The organism is Paenibacillus sp. NPDC058177, assembly GCF_042883835.1.
GTDB lineage: Bacteria > Bacillota > Bacilli > Paenibacillales > Paenibacillaceae > Paenibacillus_AQ > Paenibacillus_AQ agri.
Genome location: NZ_JBHVVB010000002.1, coordinates 196,891 through 212,554, shown reverse-complemented (window position 1 = coordinate 212,554; position 15,664 = coordinate 196,891). Strand labels below are relative to the sequence as shown.

At 47.5% G+C, this 15,664-nt stretch carries 12 protein-coding genes; all 12 read left to right on the top strand.

What is annotated here, in order from left to right:
- Positions 1-208: 208 nt before the first annotated feature.
- The 12 genes from ACFVU8_RS11055 to ACFVU8_RS11000 all read left to right on the top strand — a co-directional run bounded on the left by ACFVU8_RS11055 (position 209) and on the right by ACFVU8_RS11000 (position 15,555).
- Entirely contained in the window at positions 209-1,618 is a 1,410-nt protein-coding gene (locus ACFVU8_RS11055) for an extracellular solute-binding protein (protein ID WP_379465678.1), read from the top strand.
- Between the two features lie 100 nt (positions 1,619-1,718).
- On the top strand, positions 1,719-2,603 hold the full coding sequence (locus tag ACFVU8_RS11050; protein WP_175373026.1) for a carbohydrate ABC transporter permease: 885 nt from the start codon (positions 1,719-1,721) through the stop codon (positions 2,601-2,603).
- Positions 2,603-3,430, top strand: a complete 828-nt coding sequence (locus tag ACFVU8_RS11045) for a carbohydrate ABC transporter permease (protein WP_175373027.1) — start codon at positions 2,603-2,605, stop codon at positions 3,428-3,430. The genes ACFVU8_RS11050 and ACFVU8_RS11045 overlap by 1 nt, the downstream gene beginning before the upstream one ends.
- A 25-nt stretch (positions 3,431-3,455) precedes the next feature.
- Positions 3,456-5,309, top strand: coding sequence for a cache domain-containing sensor histidine kinase (locus ACFVU8_RS11040; RefSeq protein ID WP_379465677.1), 1,854 nt, complete (start codon positions 3,456-3,458; stop codon positions 5,307-5,309).
- Positions 5,287-6,078, top strand: a complete 792-nt coding sequence (locus ACFVU8_RS11035; protein ID WP_379465676.1) for a response regulator transcription factor — start codon at positions 5,287-5,289, stop codon at positions 6,076-6,078. Before ACFVU8_RS11040 ends, ACFVU8_RS11035 begins: the two co-directional genes overlap by 23 nt.
- Before the next feature lie 324 nt (positions 6,079-6,402).
- Positions 6,403-8,655, top strand: coding sequence for a copper amine oxidase N-terminal domain-containing protein (locus tag ACFVU8_RS11030; RefSeq protein WP_387427375.1), 2,253 nt, complete (start codon positions 6,403-6,405; stop codon positions 8,653-8,655).
- A 214-nt stretch (positions 8,656-8,869) separates the two neighbouring features.
- Positions 8,870-9,331 (top strand): Fur family transcriptional regulator, encoded by a 462-nt coding sequence (locus ACFVU8_RS11025; RefSeq protein WP_066363786.1) that lies wholly within the window; start codon positions 8,870-8,872, stop codon positions 9,329-9,331.
- A 1-nt stretch (position 9,332) separates the two neighbouring features.
- Positions 9,333-9,596: a membrane protein insertion efficiency factor YidD gene (gene yidD, locus ACFVU8_RS11020; protein ID WP_379465674.1), complete on the top strand. Its 264-nt coding sequence runs from the start codon at positions 9,333-9,335 to the stop codon at positions 9,594-9,596.
- Between the two features lie 350 nt (positions 9,597-9,946).
- On the top strand, positions 9,947-11,959 hold the full coding sequence (gene metG / locus ACFVU8_RS11015) for a methionine--tRNA ligase (RefSeq protein WP_387427374.1): 2,013 nt from the start codon (positions 9,947-9,949) through the stop codon (positions 11,957-11,959).
- A 395-nt stretch (positions 11,960-12,354) separates the two neighbouring features.
- The gene (locus tag ACFVU8_RS11010; RefSeq protein ID WP_387427372.1) at positions 12,355-13,362 is read left to right on the top strand and encodes a metal ABC transporter substrate-binding protein; all 1,008 of its coding nucleotides are present in this window, start codon (positions 12,355-12,357) and stop codon (positions 13,360-13,362) included.
- Between the two features lie 33 nt (positions 13,363-13,395).
- Positions 13,396-14,145 (top strand): metal ABC transporter ATP-binding protein, encoded by a 750-nt coding sequence (locus ACFVU8_RS11005; protein ID WP_175373034.1) that lies wholly within the window; start codon positions 13,396-13,398, stop codon positions 14,143-14,145.
- 606 nt (positions 14,146-14,751) lie between these two features.
- The gene (locus ACFVU8_RS11000) at positions 14,752-15,555 is read left to right on the top strand and encodes a metal ABC transporter permease (RefSeq protein ID WP_175373035.1); all 804 of its coding nucleotides are present in this window, start codon (positions 14,752-14,754) and stop codon (positions 15,553-15,555) included.
- Positions 15,556-15,664 lie beyond the last annotated feature (109 nt).

Genomic DNA, 15,664 nt, shown 5'->3' with positions numbered 1-15,664 from the left:
GTTTTTAGATGGTTTTTGATTTTAAAATTAGCCTTTACAAAGTTATATGTTATAAATACTAACGTTAAAAGTTAAAAAATAACAATGATTTCGCTTACATTAGACAATTTTATCCCTACTGTAGATGAATCTTAACCTTACGTTAACAATCACCTTTTTTTATAATAGAAACTGTAAACGAAATCATTAAATAGGGAGGGTCACAAAAATGAAAAAAAGTATGACTTTGCTGTTGTCCCTGATTTTCGTAAGCTCTGCGCTGCTTGCCGGTTGTGGAGGAAATAACAACACTAGCACTACCAATGGTGAGGGCAACAAAACTGGAACGAACACGGTGGAAGCTACAAACGCACCTGCTACTGAGGAACCGGTAAGTGAGGAGCCGTTCGAAATGACGATCCGTCACACCCAAGTAGGGGCAGACAAACAAAAACGTTTGGCTATTTTGGAGGATGTAGTTAAGAAGGTAGAAGGGGATGTTCCTGGTTTAACCTTTAAGCTGGACGGCGTTGAATCAGACGTGAACCGCAAAGAAAAACTTCGTGGTGAAATGGCGGCAGGCAATCCACCGCAGGTATTCGATCTGTTCGGTAGCCCTGACTCCAAGATTTATGCAAAAGAAAACAAGCTTCTTGATCTGACGCCTATTCTGGAAGAATTGGGCATCAAAGATAAGTTCTCCAACCTTGATCCGTTTACTTATGAAGGAAAGATCTACGGATTGCCAATCGGCGGTTCCGGTGAAGGATTCTTCTATAACAAAGAGTACTACAACAGCAAGGGCTGGAAGGCCCCTACGACTTTTGCCGAGCTGGAACAACAACTGGCAGATATCAAAGCTGACGGCAAAGTGCCATTGGCTGCTGCCTCCAAAGCAGGTTGGGTACCGTTGATGTTGGCTAACCACTTGTGGTCCCGTTATGCTGGACCGGAAGTTACTGCTAAGTTCGCTACTGGCGAAGCTAAATGGACAGATCCGCAAGTCGTTGCCGGCTTTGCTAAGTACAAAGACTGGGTAGACAAAGGTTACTTCAAAAAAGGCGAACTGGGCTTCGAATATGCTGAATATACAACACAATTCACAAGTGGTGAAGCCATCCTGTTGTATGACGGAACATGGAAATCTTCCGTATTTAAACCAGGTCAATCTGGTGAAGGCCTGATCGGCAAAGTTGGATTCTTCAATATTCCTCCGGTTGAGGGCGGCGCGGGTGACCAAACAGCTCTGATGCGCGATGTGAACAATGGTTACGGCTTCTCTGCAGCAGTAGCTAATGATCCTCGTCAGTTGGCTGCAGTGAAGTCCTTTATCAAGAATCTGTTTAATGAAGAAATGCAGCTTCGCGGACTTGTAGAAGATGGTGTGCTGCCTGCAATGAAGATTGACCAAAACGTATTGAATGAGAATATTACAGATGATCTGATGAGCGAGATCGTAGCTGTACTGAACAACTCCCAATCCTCATTCCCAGCCTTTGACTCTCTTGTGCAAGCGGATGTAACGACCGAGATCAGTAACATTCAAATTCAAAAGCTGATCGGCGGACAAACCACACCTGAGAAGATGGGCGAAGCGCTGCAAAAGGTTCAGGAAGAAGCCAACGCAGCAGTGGAATAAGAAGCAGGAAACTGAATGTACCCTGGCGCTTGTTCCAGGGTACATTTTTTAAAATACTTCCTTAAATCGTTCTCTGATGTCTAAGCAATTGGAGGTAGCCATGAATAAAGCATTGAGAAACCCTGTGGTTTTTACGCTGTTTGTTGTTCCTGCTTTAATTCTGTTCCTGATGTTCTTCATTTATCCGATCTTCAGTTCCATCTATTACAGCTTTACCAGTTGGAATGGTGTATCAGCGACGGTGAAATACACTGGGTTTAGTAATTATACGAAGGCTTTTGGGGATGAAAGATTCTGGATTTCGGTGAAAAACAACGGATGGTTCATTCTGTTCTCCGTGTTTATCCAAGTTCCTTTGATCGTGATCTTCTCTCTTTTGATCGCAAATGTCAAAAAGCTGAAGGGTCTGTATAAGACAGCAGTATTTATGCCATCGATTATGTCAACGGCTGTTATCGGCATCCTGTGGGGCTTTATCTACGAGCCAAACATCGGACTCTTTAACAAACTGCTGAGTTTGGTCGGAATCAACCCGGTATACTGGTTGTCGGATGAGCGGTTCGCGATGCTATCCATCCTGATCACCAATGCGTGGCAGTGGACCGGATTTTATATTGTCATGGTGCTGGCGGCTATTCTGTCTATTCCAGGCGAACTGGATGAAGCTGCGGCAATTGATGGCGCGACCCGTTTCCAGCGGGCGACCCGGATTACTCTTCCTTTGATTGTCCCTATTATTTCAGTAGTCATCATGCTGTCCATCGCGGGTGCGATGAAGGCGGCGGATATCGTTATCGTCATGACGAAGGGCGGACCAGCAGGTTCCACCGAGGTTATGGCAACTTATATGATTAAATATGCGATTACCAACTTCAAGTATGGGTACGGCAATGCCATCGCTGTTCTGATCTTTGCGTTCACGCTGGTGGTTACAGTTCTTTATCAAGTGCTTATTGCCCGGCGTACAGAAAGGGTGGAATACTAATGCGCACCCTGAAAAAGAGTCTGCCCCATGTGATCCTGCTGGGTTATCTGCTGGTCATCCTGTTTCCTTTCCTGTTCGTGCTGTTCTCGTCTGTAAAGAAGGATAACAACGCGATTGCTCTCAATCCTTTTGGTATTCCGAAAGAATTTGTTTTCAATAACTATGTTGAGGCATGGGTTAACGCCAAAATAAGCACGTATTTCTTCAACAGCTTGTACATTTCTGTGTTATCATCCGTCGTATCCATCCTGCTAGCCTCGATGTTCGCGTTTGCAATCACGCGCATGCGTCAGGGCAAATGGAATACGATATTGTTCTCTTTGGTTCTGGTAGGGATGCTGATTCCGAACAACGCGCTGATGCTGCCGATCTACAACATTGTACGTAAGCTTGGCATCTTGAACACGCATTGGGCGCTGATCATCCCATATATTGCGAATGCGATTCCATTTACGATCATTATTTTGGCTGCTTTTATGCGATCTTTGCCCTCGGAGATTGAGGAAGCGGCCGTTATGGATGGCTTGAATGCCCCTGGTATCTTTGCTAGAATTATTGTACCTCTAACGGTTCCCGCTATGGTTACAGTATTCATTGTGAATTTCCTAGGAAATTGGAATGAATTCTTGCTAGCCAACTACTTCCTTTCCAATGATGAGCTGCGTACGCTACCAGTGGGCATGGTTCAATTCCGTGATCAATATCAGATGAACTATGCACAGATGTCGGCGGGGATTGTCTACAGCGTATTGCCAGTGGTTGTTATCTATGCGATTTTGCAGGAGAAAATCATTGAAGGCGTTACAGCGGGTAGTGTGAAAGGATAATCCCTTAGGGTCAGGAGCATGGCCGATGAATTTGCGCTATAAACTCTTTACGGCATTTGTGGGCCTGATTATCATTCCCCTATTTATACTTGGCATGATTATGTTCTTCGTGACTTATAATTCTATTGAGAAAAAATATAGCCAGCAGTCGGAATATTCCCTGAAGGCGATCAGCTACAGTATTTCTAATGTCTTCAAAGACATGGACAATGTAACAGACAACGGAATTGCCACTTCAGTATTCCATATGGCACTAAGTGCCGATGATCCTTCCAAACAGGATCTGACGGATGCCGAGCAACTGAGCCTGAATGCCAGCCAGCGCAATTTCCGGAGTCTGTTATACAATCATCCTTCTATTAGTTATGCGTTTCTATACAATTTTAATGGAAAAGGCAGTTCGGAGATTGTCTCGGTTTTCACCAAAGAGAATTTCCGCACGATGCCTTATGAAAAGTTCAAAGAGAGCGATCTGTACAAGCAAGTCATGACGCTCAATGGTGTGCCCAAATGGCTGGCTCCTCACGAATACCCGGAACTTACGGGGACTGAACCCGTGTTTACGCAAATTCGGCTCGTGAAGGAGCTAAGCTTTTTTCAGAATATCGGCATACTGGTTGTTCAAATTAAAAACTGGGAGTTCGAGTCGATCTTCCGCAATTTGAAGATAGGCGACAGCGATCAGAATGTTTCCTTCATGCTGGTCAATGATGACGGTATGATCCTGTTTGATCCGGATCGCAAGCTGGATGGGCAAAACTTTGAATCTTTTACCACTAAACAAGTAGCCTTCAAAAAAGGATTTCAGAGCTTTAAAACCGAGTTCGACGGCGAGAAGAGTATTCTCTCTGTCTATCACCTGAAGGATTATCCATGGAGTCTTGTATCCGTGACCTCTTGGGAGACATTATCCCGTGAAGTCACAGTGTTCGCACGCTGGTTCGTGATCGTCGTATTTATCTGTTTCTTGGCTGCCGTTTTCTTCAACCTGTTCTTCATGAACCGAATTACCGGGGCAATTGCGGTCATTGTCCGTTTCATGCGCCGTGTGGAAGACGGAGATTTGACTACCCGTGTTGAGGAAAAAGGGAACGATGAGCTGACTCTGCTAGCGAAGGGATTCAACGATCTGATGAATAAGATCAATGGTCTGTTCAACCGAATTCAGGTCGAGCAGCGTCGCAAGAATCAGGCGGAAATGAGAGTGCTGCAGGCGCAGATTAAGCCTCACTTCTTGTTTAATACCCTTGAGTCAATCAATGTGCTCGCGGTGCAGAATGAGGGGCGCAAAGTAAGCGAAATGGTCTACAGGCTGGCCAGCATTTTACGGATCAGCATTCAGGGCAGGGATGAAATTACCGTTGAGGAAGAGACGAAACATCTGCGCCATTATTTGGATATCCAAAAGTTCCGTTTTGAGGATCTATTCGACTATGAGATCGACATTCCAGATGAGCTGATGAGCTGCGGAATACTGAAGCTTACGTTACAGCCGCTTGTGGAGAACAGTATTCAACACGGCTTTGAAGGGATTGATTATACAGGCAAGCTGATCATCCAGGGATGGGAAGAACGGGGGAATCTGATCCTGAGAATCTCAGACAATGGTATCGGCATGACACCGGCTCAGCTATCGCTATTCCAGTACATGGTGAACGAAAATGCGGAGCAGGAAGTCATTGACAAGCCGGAGCAGCGAATGAATCATGAGCGACGGGGACTTGGCGTCCGCAGTGTGGCCGACCGTATCCGTATTGAATACGGTGACTTATACGGTGTCTTTATCTGCTCCAGTCCGGGACTTGGAACGATCATACAATGCGTCATACCTAAATACGAGCAGGGGGAAGATCATTATGCTAAAAGTATTATTGGTTGACGATGAGGCGCCGATTCTCAATAATTTGAACCGTGTGCTGCCCTGGGAGGAAATGGGCATGACTGTATCGGGCATGGCCCGCAGCGGGATGGATGCCTTGCGTATCGCCGAGGAGGAGCATCCCGATCTTGTGCTGTGTGACATCCGCATGCCCGTCATGGACGGTCTGACGTTCGTTGGTAAGCTGCGCGAGCTTGGCAATGAGTGCGAGGTACTGCTGCTCACCGGCTATCAGGAATTTGATTATGCTCGTGAAGCGATCCGGCTTGGGGTGAGGGAGTACATCTGCAAGCCGATACACTATGAGGAACTAGGCAACAAGGTACGTGAGATCGGGGCTCACATTCGCAGCAGAAAGTACAAAGATAAACTGTTCAATAGTCTACCTTTGTTCCAGGAAGTGCCGGAAAACGGAAGCGAGAACTCGAAAAAATCATCGGATCAGCTCATGAATATGGCGGTTCAGTACATTACAGAAAAGTTGAGTTCCGACATCGGCATTGAAGAAGTGGCTGGTAAGCTTGGCATAAGCAGTAGTTACTTCTGTTTGCTGTTCAAGAATCGCTTCTCCATGACATTTGTCGAATATGTGACGCAGCAGCGAGTGGATGCCGCCAAGTTCATGTTGGCCCACAGCGAGAAGAGCATTGCGGTGATTGGTTCGGGTGTCGGCTATCAGGAACGGCGTTATTTCACCAAAGTATTCCAGAAACAGACGGGAATGTCGCCCAAGGAATACCGGGAAGCTTGGAAGCGTAGCGCCGAGTAAGCATTTGGTATAGCTCCCAAGTAATTTAAGCCCTATAAAAAATGCGCAATGGCATACTATGGACACCTTCATGGATCATGGTTTTCGATTCAGGGAGGTGTTTTTCCCATGTTTATGGAAGCTGGCGTTAATCTTTTCTTTACATTTCTGAAACTTTTTAAGGCCTGATGCGTCTAATACTATGTTTTGTTAAAAAAGTACGTGGCAGATTTGACCGCCGTCCTTAAGGATGGCTGCATTTTTGCAGGGAATGTGGTTGCTGTACATCTAACAAGATCGTAGTGCGCTAATATTCCATCAAATAGGAGCAGAAGGAGTTATACAATGAATTTTAGAAAAATCGCATTAGTTGCTGTACTGGCCGTTTCCCAGGTCGCTGCAGCCGTTCCGGCATTTGCGTCCTCTGTGAGTGGTACGGTAGTCGGCACAGTTGGTGCCGCTGTCCCGGATGCTACGCCACAGAACACTGTGAATCCGACGCAAGCAACAGACGCATTGCCGCATCAGCCAGAGGCCACAGAACAGCCTCTTAACACCGGAGCGCCTGAAGCAGATCAAGCTTCACCCACGCCTCCGCCAAGTGACGTGCCTGTAACCACAGAAACACCCGTATCTACAACGTTGCCAACAGCAACACCAGTACCGAGTGCAACTCCGACGCCAACCGTTACCCCGGGCTCAGGCACACAGCCTATTCCCACTGGTGGTCCCAATCAGCTTATTCTGATGATGAATAGTAACAAAATGTATGTCAATGGCGTTCAATATCTGGCTAACCAGCCAATGGCGGTCAAGAATGGTGTATCCTATGTGTCAATCCGCGCCATGGTGGAGCGGGTAGGGGTCAAATTCATTTTTGACAACAAAACAAAGGAAACAGTCGTAACTAAAGGTACTGACGTTATGCGTTTCAAGACGAACAGCAATGTTTATACCGTTAACGGCAAGAAGGTAACGATGAAAGGTCCAGCTTACCTGTTCAATGGTACCTTTATGATTCCGCTAACTTCCATTACTGCGGCACTTGGTATTCCTTATACCGTAGATAATGTGCAAAAAAGTGTCACTCTGACACTGGATACAAAGCCTAAAGCTTCCTTCACGGTTCAGCCGACCGAGATCTATGCTGGCCAGCCGGTAGCCTTTACTACAAGCAGCTCTTCCCCGAATGGTACAGCCATCGTTGAAGAACGTTGGGAAGGCAAGCAGGATATATATGATCAACCAGGCTTCTATACCGTTAGCTACTCCGTTAGGGACGCGAATGGAGAATGGAGTAATCCTTACTCTGTAACCATTAATGTCCTGCAGCCTAACCAGCCGCCGGTAGCCAACTTCACGACAGATAAAGATGAATATAAAATGGGTGAGCCAGTGGTTATTACTGACCACAGCTACGATCCTGAAGGCGAAGAACTGACGGCCGAATGGTCGAATCGCGCACTTGCCTATTTCAACCCGGGTCCAATCTCCATTCAATTGAAGGTTACGGACAAACACGGACTCAGCGGAACATTTGAAAAGACGATTAATATTACTAATGATCAGATGTATACACAAGACGAAGTAGCCAAGTTGTTCACCCCGCCGGGTGATGTTCTGACTATCGATGGTGGTTCTATCCCAAGCTATCCTAATTTGGCGTACAACACCTCTTCCGAGCCATACACACTGATCCGCAGTAACAGCCCTGAGACAGTAAACACTGAAGGCGTATTGTACCGCGAGACGGCTCTTGGTGCGACACGTTTCCTGGTTCACCATAAGAACAACATGAGCACAAGACAGAAAGTGTATATCATTGCAACTAATAACAATCCGGAACCAGCGACGATTACGACTCAATTTGTCGGATTTGCCGGTCCGGCAGCATCACCGGAGTACACGGGCAAAATTTCTGTCATGAAGTACTATAATTCTATTGTGACTGGTGCGAACTACAGCACGATCACACTTCAACCGGGACAAAGCGTTCCGATCCTGACGGATACTAGCAAAGTCGCTATGAAGCCGGGTGACATCATCTCACTGAGTGCTGACCTGATGAGCGATTATGCCATCCAATATAACGTAATCATGATCGAGCAGACCAAGGATCCGTTGACTACATTGCCGCTGCTGCCTATTCTTGACCGCGACGGGGTGCACAACCGTGGTACGTATCCTGATTCTACCCGCATCATCGACGTACCTGATGTAGTAGGAACAGTACCATCCAGACTTGTTCTGGGTGACAACAAGAACGATTTGAACCTTATCGGTGTGGATCCAATGAATGGCACCGAAGCTTCCAACGCCGGGAACTTTGGCGTATTGTACAAAATCAAAATTGATCGGGTAGCTCCAAACACACTGATCACTTTCAACCCGCGCGGAGGAAACTACCTTGGTTCTGTTCTTGTAAATGGTGTGATTGTGAATCTGGCGAATAAAGGAAGCTTGTCGAATTCTGACATGAACGCAGTACTCTTCCGTACCGGTGAATATGAGGGCTCGGTTGAGATGCTCTTCACCGTTGCATCCGGAAGTAATCTTCCTGTAAACTTTGTCTTCACTCCGCTTCCAGCTAAAAAGTAAGGATATTTACAGTTTAAAGCACTTATAAATAGATTTTCTTATCCATCCCGAGGGCGTTCAGCTATTGAACGTGCCTCGGGTTTTTTAATGAATTGAATACATATGGACTGATATTTGATTAGGCTAGGGTGGAGCTTCATTGACGGAGCATATATTTTGGGGCATTATAAAGAGAGTGTTATTGAAATGAACAATTATTATGGGAGATGAGCGTATGCTGTCGACAGATCAAATATTGGAAGTCATGTCGGGGCAGGGACTGCGAATCACCGACCAGCGCAAAACGCTTGCCAAGTTATTCGGCGAGAATACAGGATATTTGTCAGCGAAGGATGTCTATGATCATATGGGCCGCAAGTATAGCGGTCTCAGCTTTGATACCGTCTACCGTAACCTCCGGGTCATGGAGGAGCTGGGTGTGCTTGAGCAGGTCGTCTTTGAAGATGGCGTGAAGTTCAAAGCAAGCTGCGTACACGATCATCATCACCATCATATGATTTGCCTTCAATGCATGAAGACTTATCCAATCCATTTCTGTCCGATGAATTTGACTGATACGCCGGACCAGTTCCGGGTCGTCAAGCATAAATTTGAGGTGTTCGGTTACTGCAAAGATTGTGAAGAGACCCGGGAAGAAGAGTCAGCGCCGGCAAGTCTTAGTAAAGCAGGACATTAAGATGGGAGTCGGACGCAGAACGATTCAGGCGCCAATCCGGGTATACCGCAAGTATATTTCTCCGATTAAGCCGGCTACTTGCCGATTTTACCCGACCTGTTCAGCCTATGCACTGGAAGCGATAGAAGTTCACGGCCCCTTAAAGGGTTCATGGCTGGCTGCGAAGCGGATAGCCCGCTGCCATCCGTTTCATCCGGGAGGTTTGGACCCTGTCCCTCCGCTAAAGGAAGAGAACCCAGAGGGAGGAACGTCCCAGGTTACTTGACATGACGGCGTCTTTTTGGGTATATTTTGGATAATAACTTGATTTCCGAGGAACGGATGAGTAGATCGGGATACCTGTACAGAGAACCGGGGAAGCTGAGAACCGGCAGGAGACGCCAGATTGAATATGGTCCGGGAGGAACTGTGTTCGAGCGAAGAACCGCATGACTGGGTTCACGTAAGATAACGGCGTGTTCCAGCGTTAATGGGCAGTTCCCGGCAAGGGAACTGGAGAAGCCTGTTCTCTGTGAGGAGACAGGGAATTTTGGGTGGTAACGCGTGAGTTTACTCTCGCCCCATATAGGGGGCGGGAGTTTTTTGTTTTTTATGGAGAAGAAAGGGTGACGACAATTGAGCGACAAGAAAACTTTTTATCTGACAACACCAATCTATTATCCGAGTGACAAGCTGCATATCGGGCATGCCTACTCAACGGTAGCTGGAGATGCTATGGCCCGCTATAAGCGCCTGCGTGGCTACGAGGTTCATTACTTGACTGGTACAGATGAGCATGGGCAGAAGATTGAGCAAAAGGCTGGAGAAGCTGGCAAGACCCCGCAGCAGTTCGTTGACGATATTGTTGTTGGCATCAAGGACCTGTGGCGCAAGCTGGACATTTCCAATGATGATTTCATTCGTACAACAGAAGAACGCCACAAAACTGTCGTTCAGGATATTTTTGACCGGTTGCTGAAGCAAGGCGACATTTACAAAGGGGAGTACGAAGGCTGGTACAGCATTCCTGACGAGACGTTCTACACCGAGACGCAACTCGTTGATGTGGAGCGCGATGGCAATGGTGTCATTGTTAGCGCGAAAAGCCCGGACAGTGGTCATGCGGTAGAGCTGGTCAAGGAAGAAAGCTACTTCTTCCGGATGAGCAAATATGCGGACCGTCTGCTGAAATATTATGAGGAGAACCCGGAGTTTATTTTGCCGGAATCCCGTAAGAATGAGATGATTAACAACTTTATCAAGCCGGGTCTGGAAGATTTGGCAGTGTCCCGTACGACCTTCGACTGGGGCGTTAAGGTTAAAGGTGATCCGAAGCATGTGGTGTATGTATGGATTGACGCGCTCACCAACTACATTACTGCACTGGGCTATGGCTCGGAAGACCGTAGTCTGTACGATAAATACTGGCCTGCAGATGTGCACATCGTGGGTAAAGAGATCGTCCGTTTCCACACCATTTACTGGCCGATTATTCTGATGGCACTGGGTGAGTCGCTGCCGAAGAAGGTTTTTGCGCATGGCTGGCTGTTGATGAAGGATGGAAAAATGTCCAAATCGAAGGGTAACGTCGTAGACCCGGTAACCCTGATTGACCGCTACGGTCTGGATGCCCTGCGCTACTATCTGTTGCGCGAAGTGCCATTCGGCTCTGACGGCACGTTCACACCGGAAAGCTTTGTAGACCGCGTTAACTACGATCTGGCGAACGACTTAGGCAACTTGTTGAACCGTACAGGTGCAATGGTTGAGAAGTATTTTGACGGCGTGCTTCCGGCTTATGAGGGTAACGTAACAGCATTCGACGGCGAATTGCAGGCTGCGGCGCAGAGCACGTATGCCAAAGTAGAAGAAGCGATGGAAAAAATGGAGTTCTCCGTAGCACTGACTGCCATTGGGGCGTTCATCAGCCGGACGAACAAGTATATCGATGAGACGCAGCCTTGGGTGCTTGCCAAGGATGAGAGCAGAACTGCGGAGCTGGCTTCCGTGATGAGACATCTTGTTGAAGGTTTGCGGACGGCGTCCATTCTGTTGCAGCCATTCCTTACTGGCGCACCAGCGAAGATTTGGGAGCAGCTGGGTATTGTGTCAGGGGAGCTGACTACATGGGATAGTGGTAAGACATTTGGCCTGATTCCGGCCGGCACGAAGCTGGTGAAGGGTAATCCGATCTTCCCGCGTCTCGATGTGGAACAAGAGGTGGCTTACATCGCTGAGGCGATGGGCGGAGGCAAGGCAGCAGCGGCTCAACAGGCTGAAGCGACTCCTGCAGTAGAAGCTTCCGAGGTGGAAGAAGAGCACAAGGAAGAAATCGGCATTGACGATTTCGCCAAGGCAGAGCTGCGGGTGGCACAAGTCATCGCCGCTGAGCCAGTGAAGAAAGCTGACAAGCTGCTGAAGCTCCAACTGGATCTTGGTTACGAGCAACGCCAGGTGGTATCGGGAATTGCTAAATTCTACACGCCTGAAGAGCTGGTAGGGCAAAAGGTGATCTGTATCGTGAACCTGAAGCCGGTTAAGCTGCGTGGTGAGTTGTCGCAGGGTATGATTTTAGCAGCTTCCAAAGGCGATCAGCTGACGCTTGCTACGGTACCGGACAGCATGCCTAACGGAGCGATTGTGAAGTAAGACGGGACATTTTTTAAAAAAGTGATTTAGAGTAGTGCAGAGCAGCAATTTGGAATAATGCCAGAGTACTGCCGAGCACAACAGAGTGCCCTAAAAAGGGAACATCCTTACAGCTAAGAGAGCTGAGGGGATGTTCCTTTTTGTATATACAATGAGAAAGAAAAAGAAAAAGAAAAAGAAAAAGAAAAGGAAAAGGAAAAGGAATAGTAAGACTATGCTTCGGCAACAGCGGTATTCTATTATCTGCTATAGAAGGGCAAGCTAAAGAAAGAGAAAACACAAGTCAAATACCAAATCAACATTAGGGGTAAAGAGGATAAAGAGTTGACTTATCGTAACCATTACTATTATAATTCGCATAGTAAATATTACGATCTGAGGAGTCGATAGTTATTATGGTTTCACGCATGTCACGCAAAGGGTGGTTCATGGCAGCCCTGATGCTGGTTCTGGTACTCGCCGGATGCGGCGCTAAGAGTGGTGGAAATATTGTGGAGGGCAAGGTAAACGTGGTCACCACATTTTATCCTATATATGAATTTGCCAAAGAAATTGGCGGGGATGACGTCCATGCCATTAATCTGCTGCCAGTCGGTGTAGAACCGCATGACTGGACGCCTCGCAGTCAGGATATTATTAATACTTCTAAAGCGCAGCTGTTTTTGTATAATGGTGCCGGGCTGGAAGGCTGGGTGCCGAACTTCCTGAAGGGGCTGGATCGTGGAAGCAAAGTGCAGGCGGTGGAAGTGAGCCAAGGCATTAATTTGATTAAAACTAATGAAGATGACGGTCATAACCATGGCGGCAGCGGTAATGCTGATCATGAGAGTGGAGCAGAGGACCATGGTGCGGAGAGTGGAAATACGGGCGGCGATAGCCTGCACACGGACCCGCATACTTGGGTAAGTCCGAAGTCGGCGCTCATTATGGCCGGAAATATTAAAAATAGTCTGCAAACCGCTGACCCTGAGCATAAAGATGCCTACGAGGAGCGTTACAATAAGCTCGCAGAGCGTCTCAAGGCACTTGACACCAAGTTCGAAACCGAGCTTGCCAAGGTACCGGGCAAAGAAATCGTGGTTTCCCATCAGGCCTTCGGCTATCTGGCTCGTGATTACGGTCTCGATCAGCATGCGATTATGGGCTTGTCACCGGATGCAGAGCCACGCGGGCAGGATATGGTTGCGCTGGCGAAACTGGTGAAGGATGAAGGGATTAAGTATATTTTCTTCGAGGAACTGGTCTCCGATCGACTTGCCAAAACACTGGCAAATGAAGCAGGTGTATCGACGCTTGTGCTTAACCCGGTAGAGGGACTGACCCAGGAACAGGAGAAAAATAACGATAATTATTTCACTCTGATGGAGAAAAATTTGCAAAATCTAATTCTAGCCTTACAATAATAAGGAAAGTATACGTGAAAGGTGGTACTATGCATGCAACCGGTATCCCTGGACTGTCATCAACATATGATTGAGATACAGGATCTTTCCTTTTCCTATGGAGAGCAAAAAGTTATATCCGGACTTAGCTATACTGTAAAAGAGCGTGATTTTCTCGGCATCATTGGCTCCAATGGCGCTGGTAAAACCACGTTGATGAAAATGATCGTCGGCCTGCTGCCTCCGAGTAGCGGCGATATCAAGTTGTTCGGCCAATCCGTGCGCAAGTTTAAGGACTGGGAGCGGATCGGCTATGTGCCGCAGAAAAACGCGTTTAACCCGTTGTTCCCGGCTACCGTGCGTGAAGTGGTGCTGTCTGGCCTCTATAACAACAAAAACCTGATTCGTAGAGTATCCAAAGCACAGCACCGGCAGTGTGATGATGCACTCGAAGTGATGCGTATACAGGATATTGCGGATAAAAGAGTGGGTCAGCTCTCCGGCGGTCAGCAGCAGCGGGTGTTCCTGGCGCGTGCGCTGATCAATCACCCGGATCTGCTGATTTTGGACGAGCCTACCGTTGGGATCGACGCCGAGACACAGGCCGGATTCTTCGACCTGATCACGCATATGCATGCTCATCATCATATGACCTTCCTGATGGTGTCGCATGATATTGATATGATCCGTAATTATTTGGGGCAGGAGCCTGTCCAGCGTAACGGTAAAATCAATTTCTACTCCCGCCACTCTCATGATGTGCAGGATTGTGTCGAGGATAATCTTCAGCACACACTTGGTTGATGGAGATCGAGTGCATGAGAATAACGGGGTTTTTTCCCGGTAATCTGATTCATTCTTTGGTCAGTGTTAGAATAACAGGATAAGTTCCTGTTATTTCTCGGCTATTGAGCTCTAATCCGTTTAAAATGCTAGATTAACAGGAACAATTCCAGCTAATTTGAGAAAAAGGGGCTATCCTTCTTAAATAACTGGAGTTTTTCCAGTTATGCTCCCAGGTTTTTTAGTATTGATGAGGCGTCGACAGTATAACATTAGATGCCTTAAAATGTTTGCTTTGTGGTTATCCATGGTCAAACATAGGATAACCAAGCGCATTGGATCTTACAGTTATCCATTGTATAACATAGGATAACATCAGGTCTTTGCCCTTGCCTTTGACCTTATATCTTGATCTTGTCAGTAGATCTTTCAAGTCCCTAAGTCCCGTCCACCGTAAAGCGTGTCCCGTCAGGGACGAAAGCGAGCATGCGCCAAACGGTCCTAGACACAGCCCCCCTCCCGCCTACGTCAGTTGCACTTAGCGGTGTCCAGAGGGTGCAGCCCTTTGGGGCCCTCCCTTCGGGAAGGGAGGGTTTGGGAGGGATCGAAAAAAAAGGAGAATTGATTTTGGAAATTCTATTCAGCGATTTTTTCCAGCGGGCGCTTGCGGGCGGTCTGCTGATTGGTATTACTGCGCCGCTTATAGGCGTTTTTCTTGTTCTTAGACGTCTGTCGATGATCGGGGACACGCTGGCGCATGTCACGATTGCCGGTGTGGCATTGGGCTTCTTGGCGGGATTTTATCCGCTGGGAGCAGGACTGATTTTTGCCGTTGCCGCCTCCTTTGCCATTGAGAAGCTCCGCAAGGCTTACAAAAGCTATGCCGAGTTGTCCATAGCCATCATCATGTCAGGCGGTGTAGCGCTGGCTTCGCTTTTCTTCACACTGGGGAAAGGGTACAATGCAGATGTTATGAGCTATCTGTTCGGTAGCATCTATACGCTCGATAATACGGACTTGCTCGTCGTTGGACTGGTTACGATAGCAGTTGTGGTTGTGGTTGCGCTATTCTTCAAAGAGTTCTTCTTACTCAGCTTTGAAGAGGATGCTGCGAGCGTCAGCGGACTGCCGGTAAAGCTGTTGAACATGTTAATAACGATCCTGACCGCACTGGTAATCAGCACAGCGATCAAAATCGTTGGTTCCCTGCTGGTATCCGCGCTGCTGACCATACCAGTAGCCATTAGCCTGCTGTTATCGCGTAGTTTTAAATCATCGGTTATTGTTTCGGTGGTTATCGCAGAAATTGCGGTAGTGGGTGGCCTTGTTGTAGCCGGAATTTGGAATCTTGCGCCAGGGGCTACGATTGTCCTGTTACTTATTGCGATGCTGGCTCTGACGCTGATCGGGAAGAAGGGCCTACCAACATAAACAGGGGATACGCAGGTAGTCCCGTGTAGGCAGAAGTTGGGCGTGTGGACGCAACAATGAATATGTGTGAATGCAACATTGAACGTCTTAACGCAACAATGAATGTGTG

Coding starts and splice junctions, on each gene's coding strand:
- ACFVU8_RS11025 (WP_066363786.1), top strand. CDS start 8,870: ATGCTGTCGACAGATCAAATATTGGAAGTCATGTCGGGGCAGGGACTG.
- yidD (WP_379465674.1), top strand. CDS start 9,333: ATGGGAGTCGGACGCAGAACGATTCAGGCGCCAATCCGGGTATACCGC.
- ACFVU8_RS11005 (WP_175373034.1), top strand. CDS start 13,396: ATGCAACCGGTATCCCTGGACTGTCATCAACATATGATTGAGATACAG.
- ACFVU8_RS11055 (WP_379465678.1), top strand. CDS start 209: ATGAAAAAAAGTATGACTTTGCTGTTGTCCCTGATTTTCGTAAGCTCT.
- ACFVU8_RS11035 (WP_379465676.1), top strand. CDS start 5,287: ATGCTAAAAGTATTATTGGTTGACGATGAGGCGCCGATTCTCAATAAT.
- ACFVU8_RS11010 (WP_387427372.1), top strand. CDS start 12,355: ATGGTTTCACGCATGTCACGCAAAGGGTGGTTCATGGCAGCCCTGATG.
- ACFVU8_RS11030 (WP_387427375.1), top strand. CDS start 6,403: ATGAATTTTAGAAAAATCGCATTAGTTGCTGTACTGGCCGTTTCCCAG.
- ACFVU8_RS11050 (WP_175373026.1), top strand. CDS start 1,719: ATGAATAAAGCATTGAGAAACCCTGTGGTTTTTACGCTGTTTGTTGTT.
- ACFVU8_RS11045 (WP_175373027.1), top strand. CDS start 2,603: ATGCGCACCCTGAAAAAGAGTCTGCCCCATGTGATCCTGCTGGGTTAT.
- ACFVU8_RS11040 (WP_379465677.1), top strand. CDS start 3,456: ATGAATTTGCGCTATAAACTCTTTACGGCATTTGTGGGCCTGATTATC.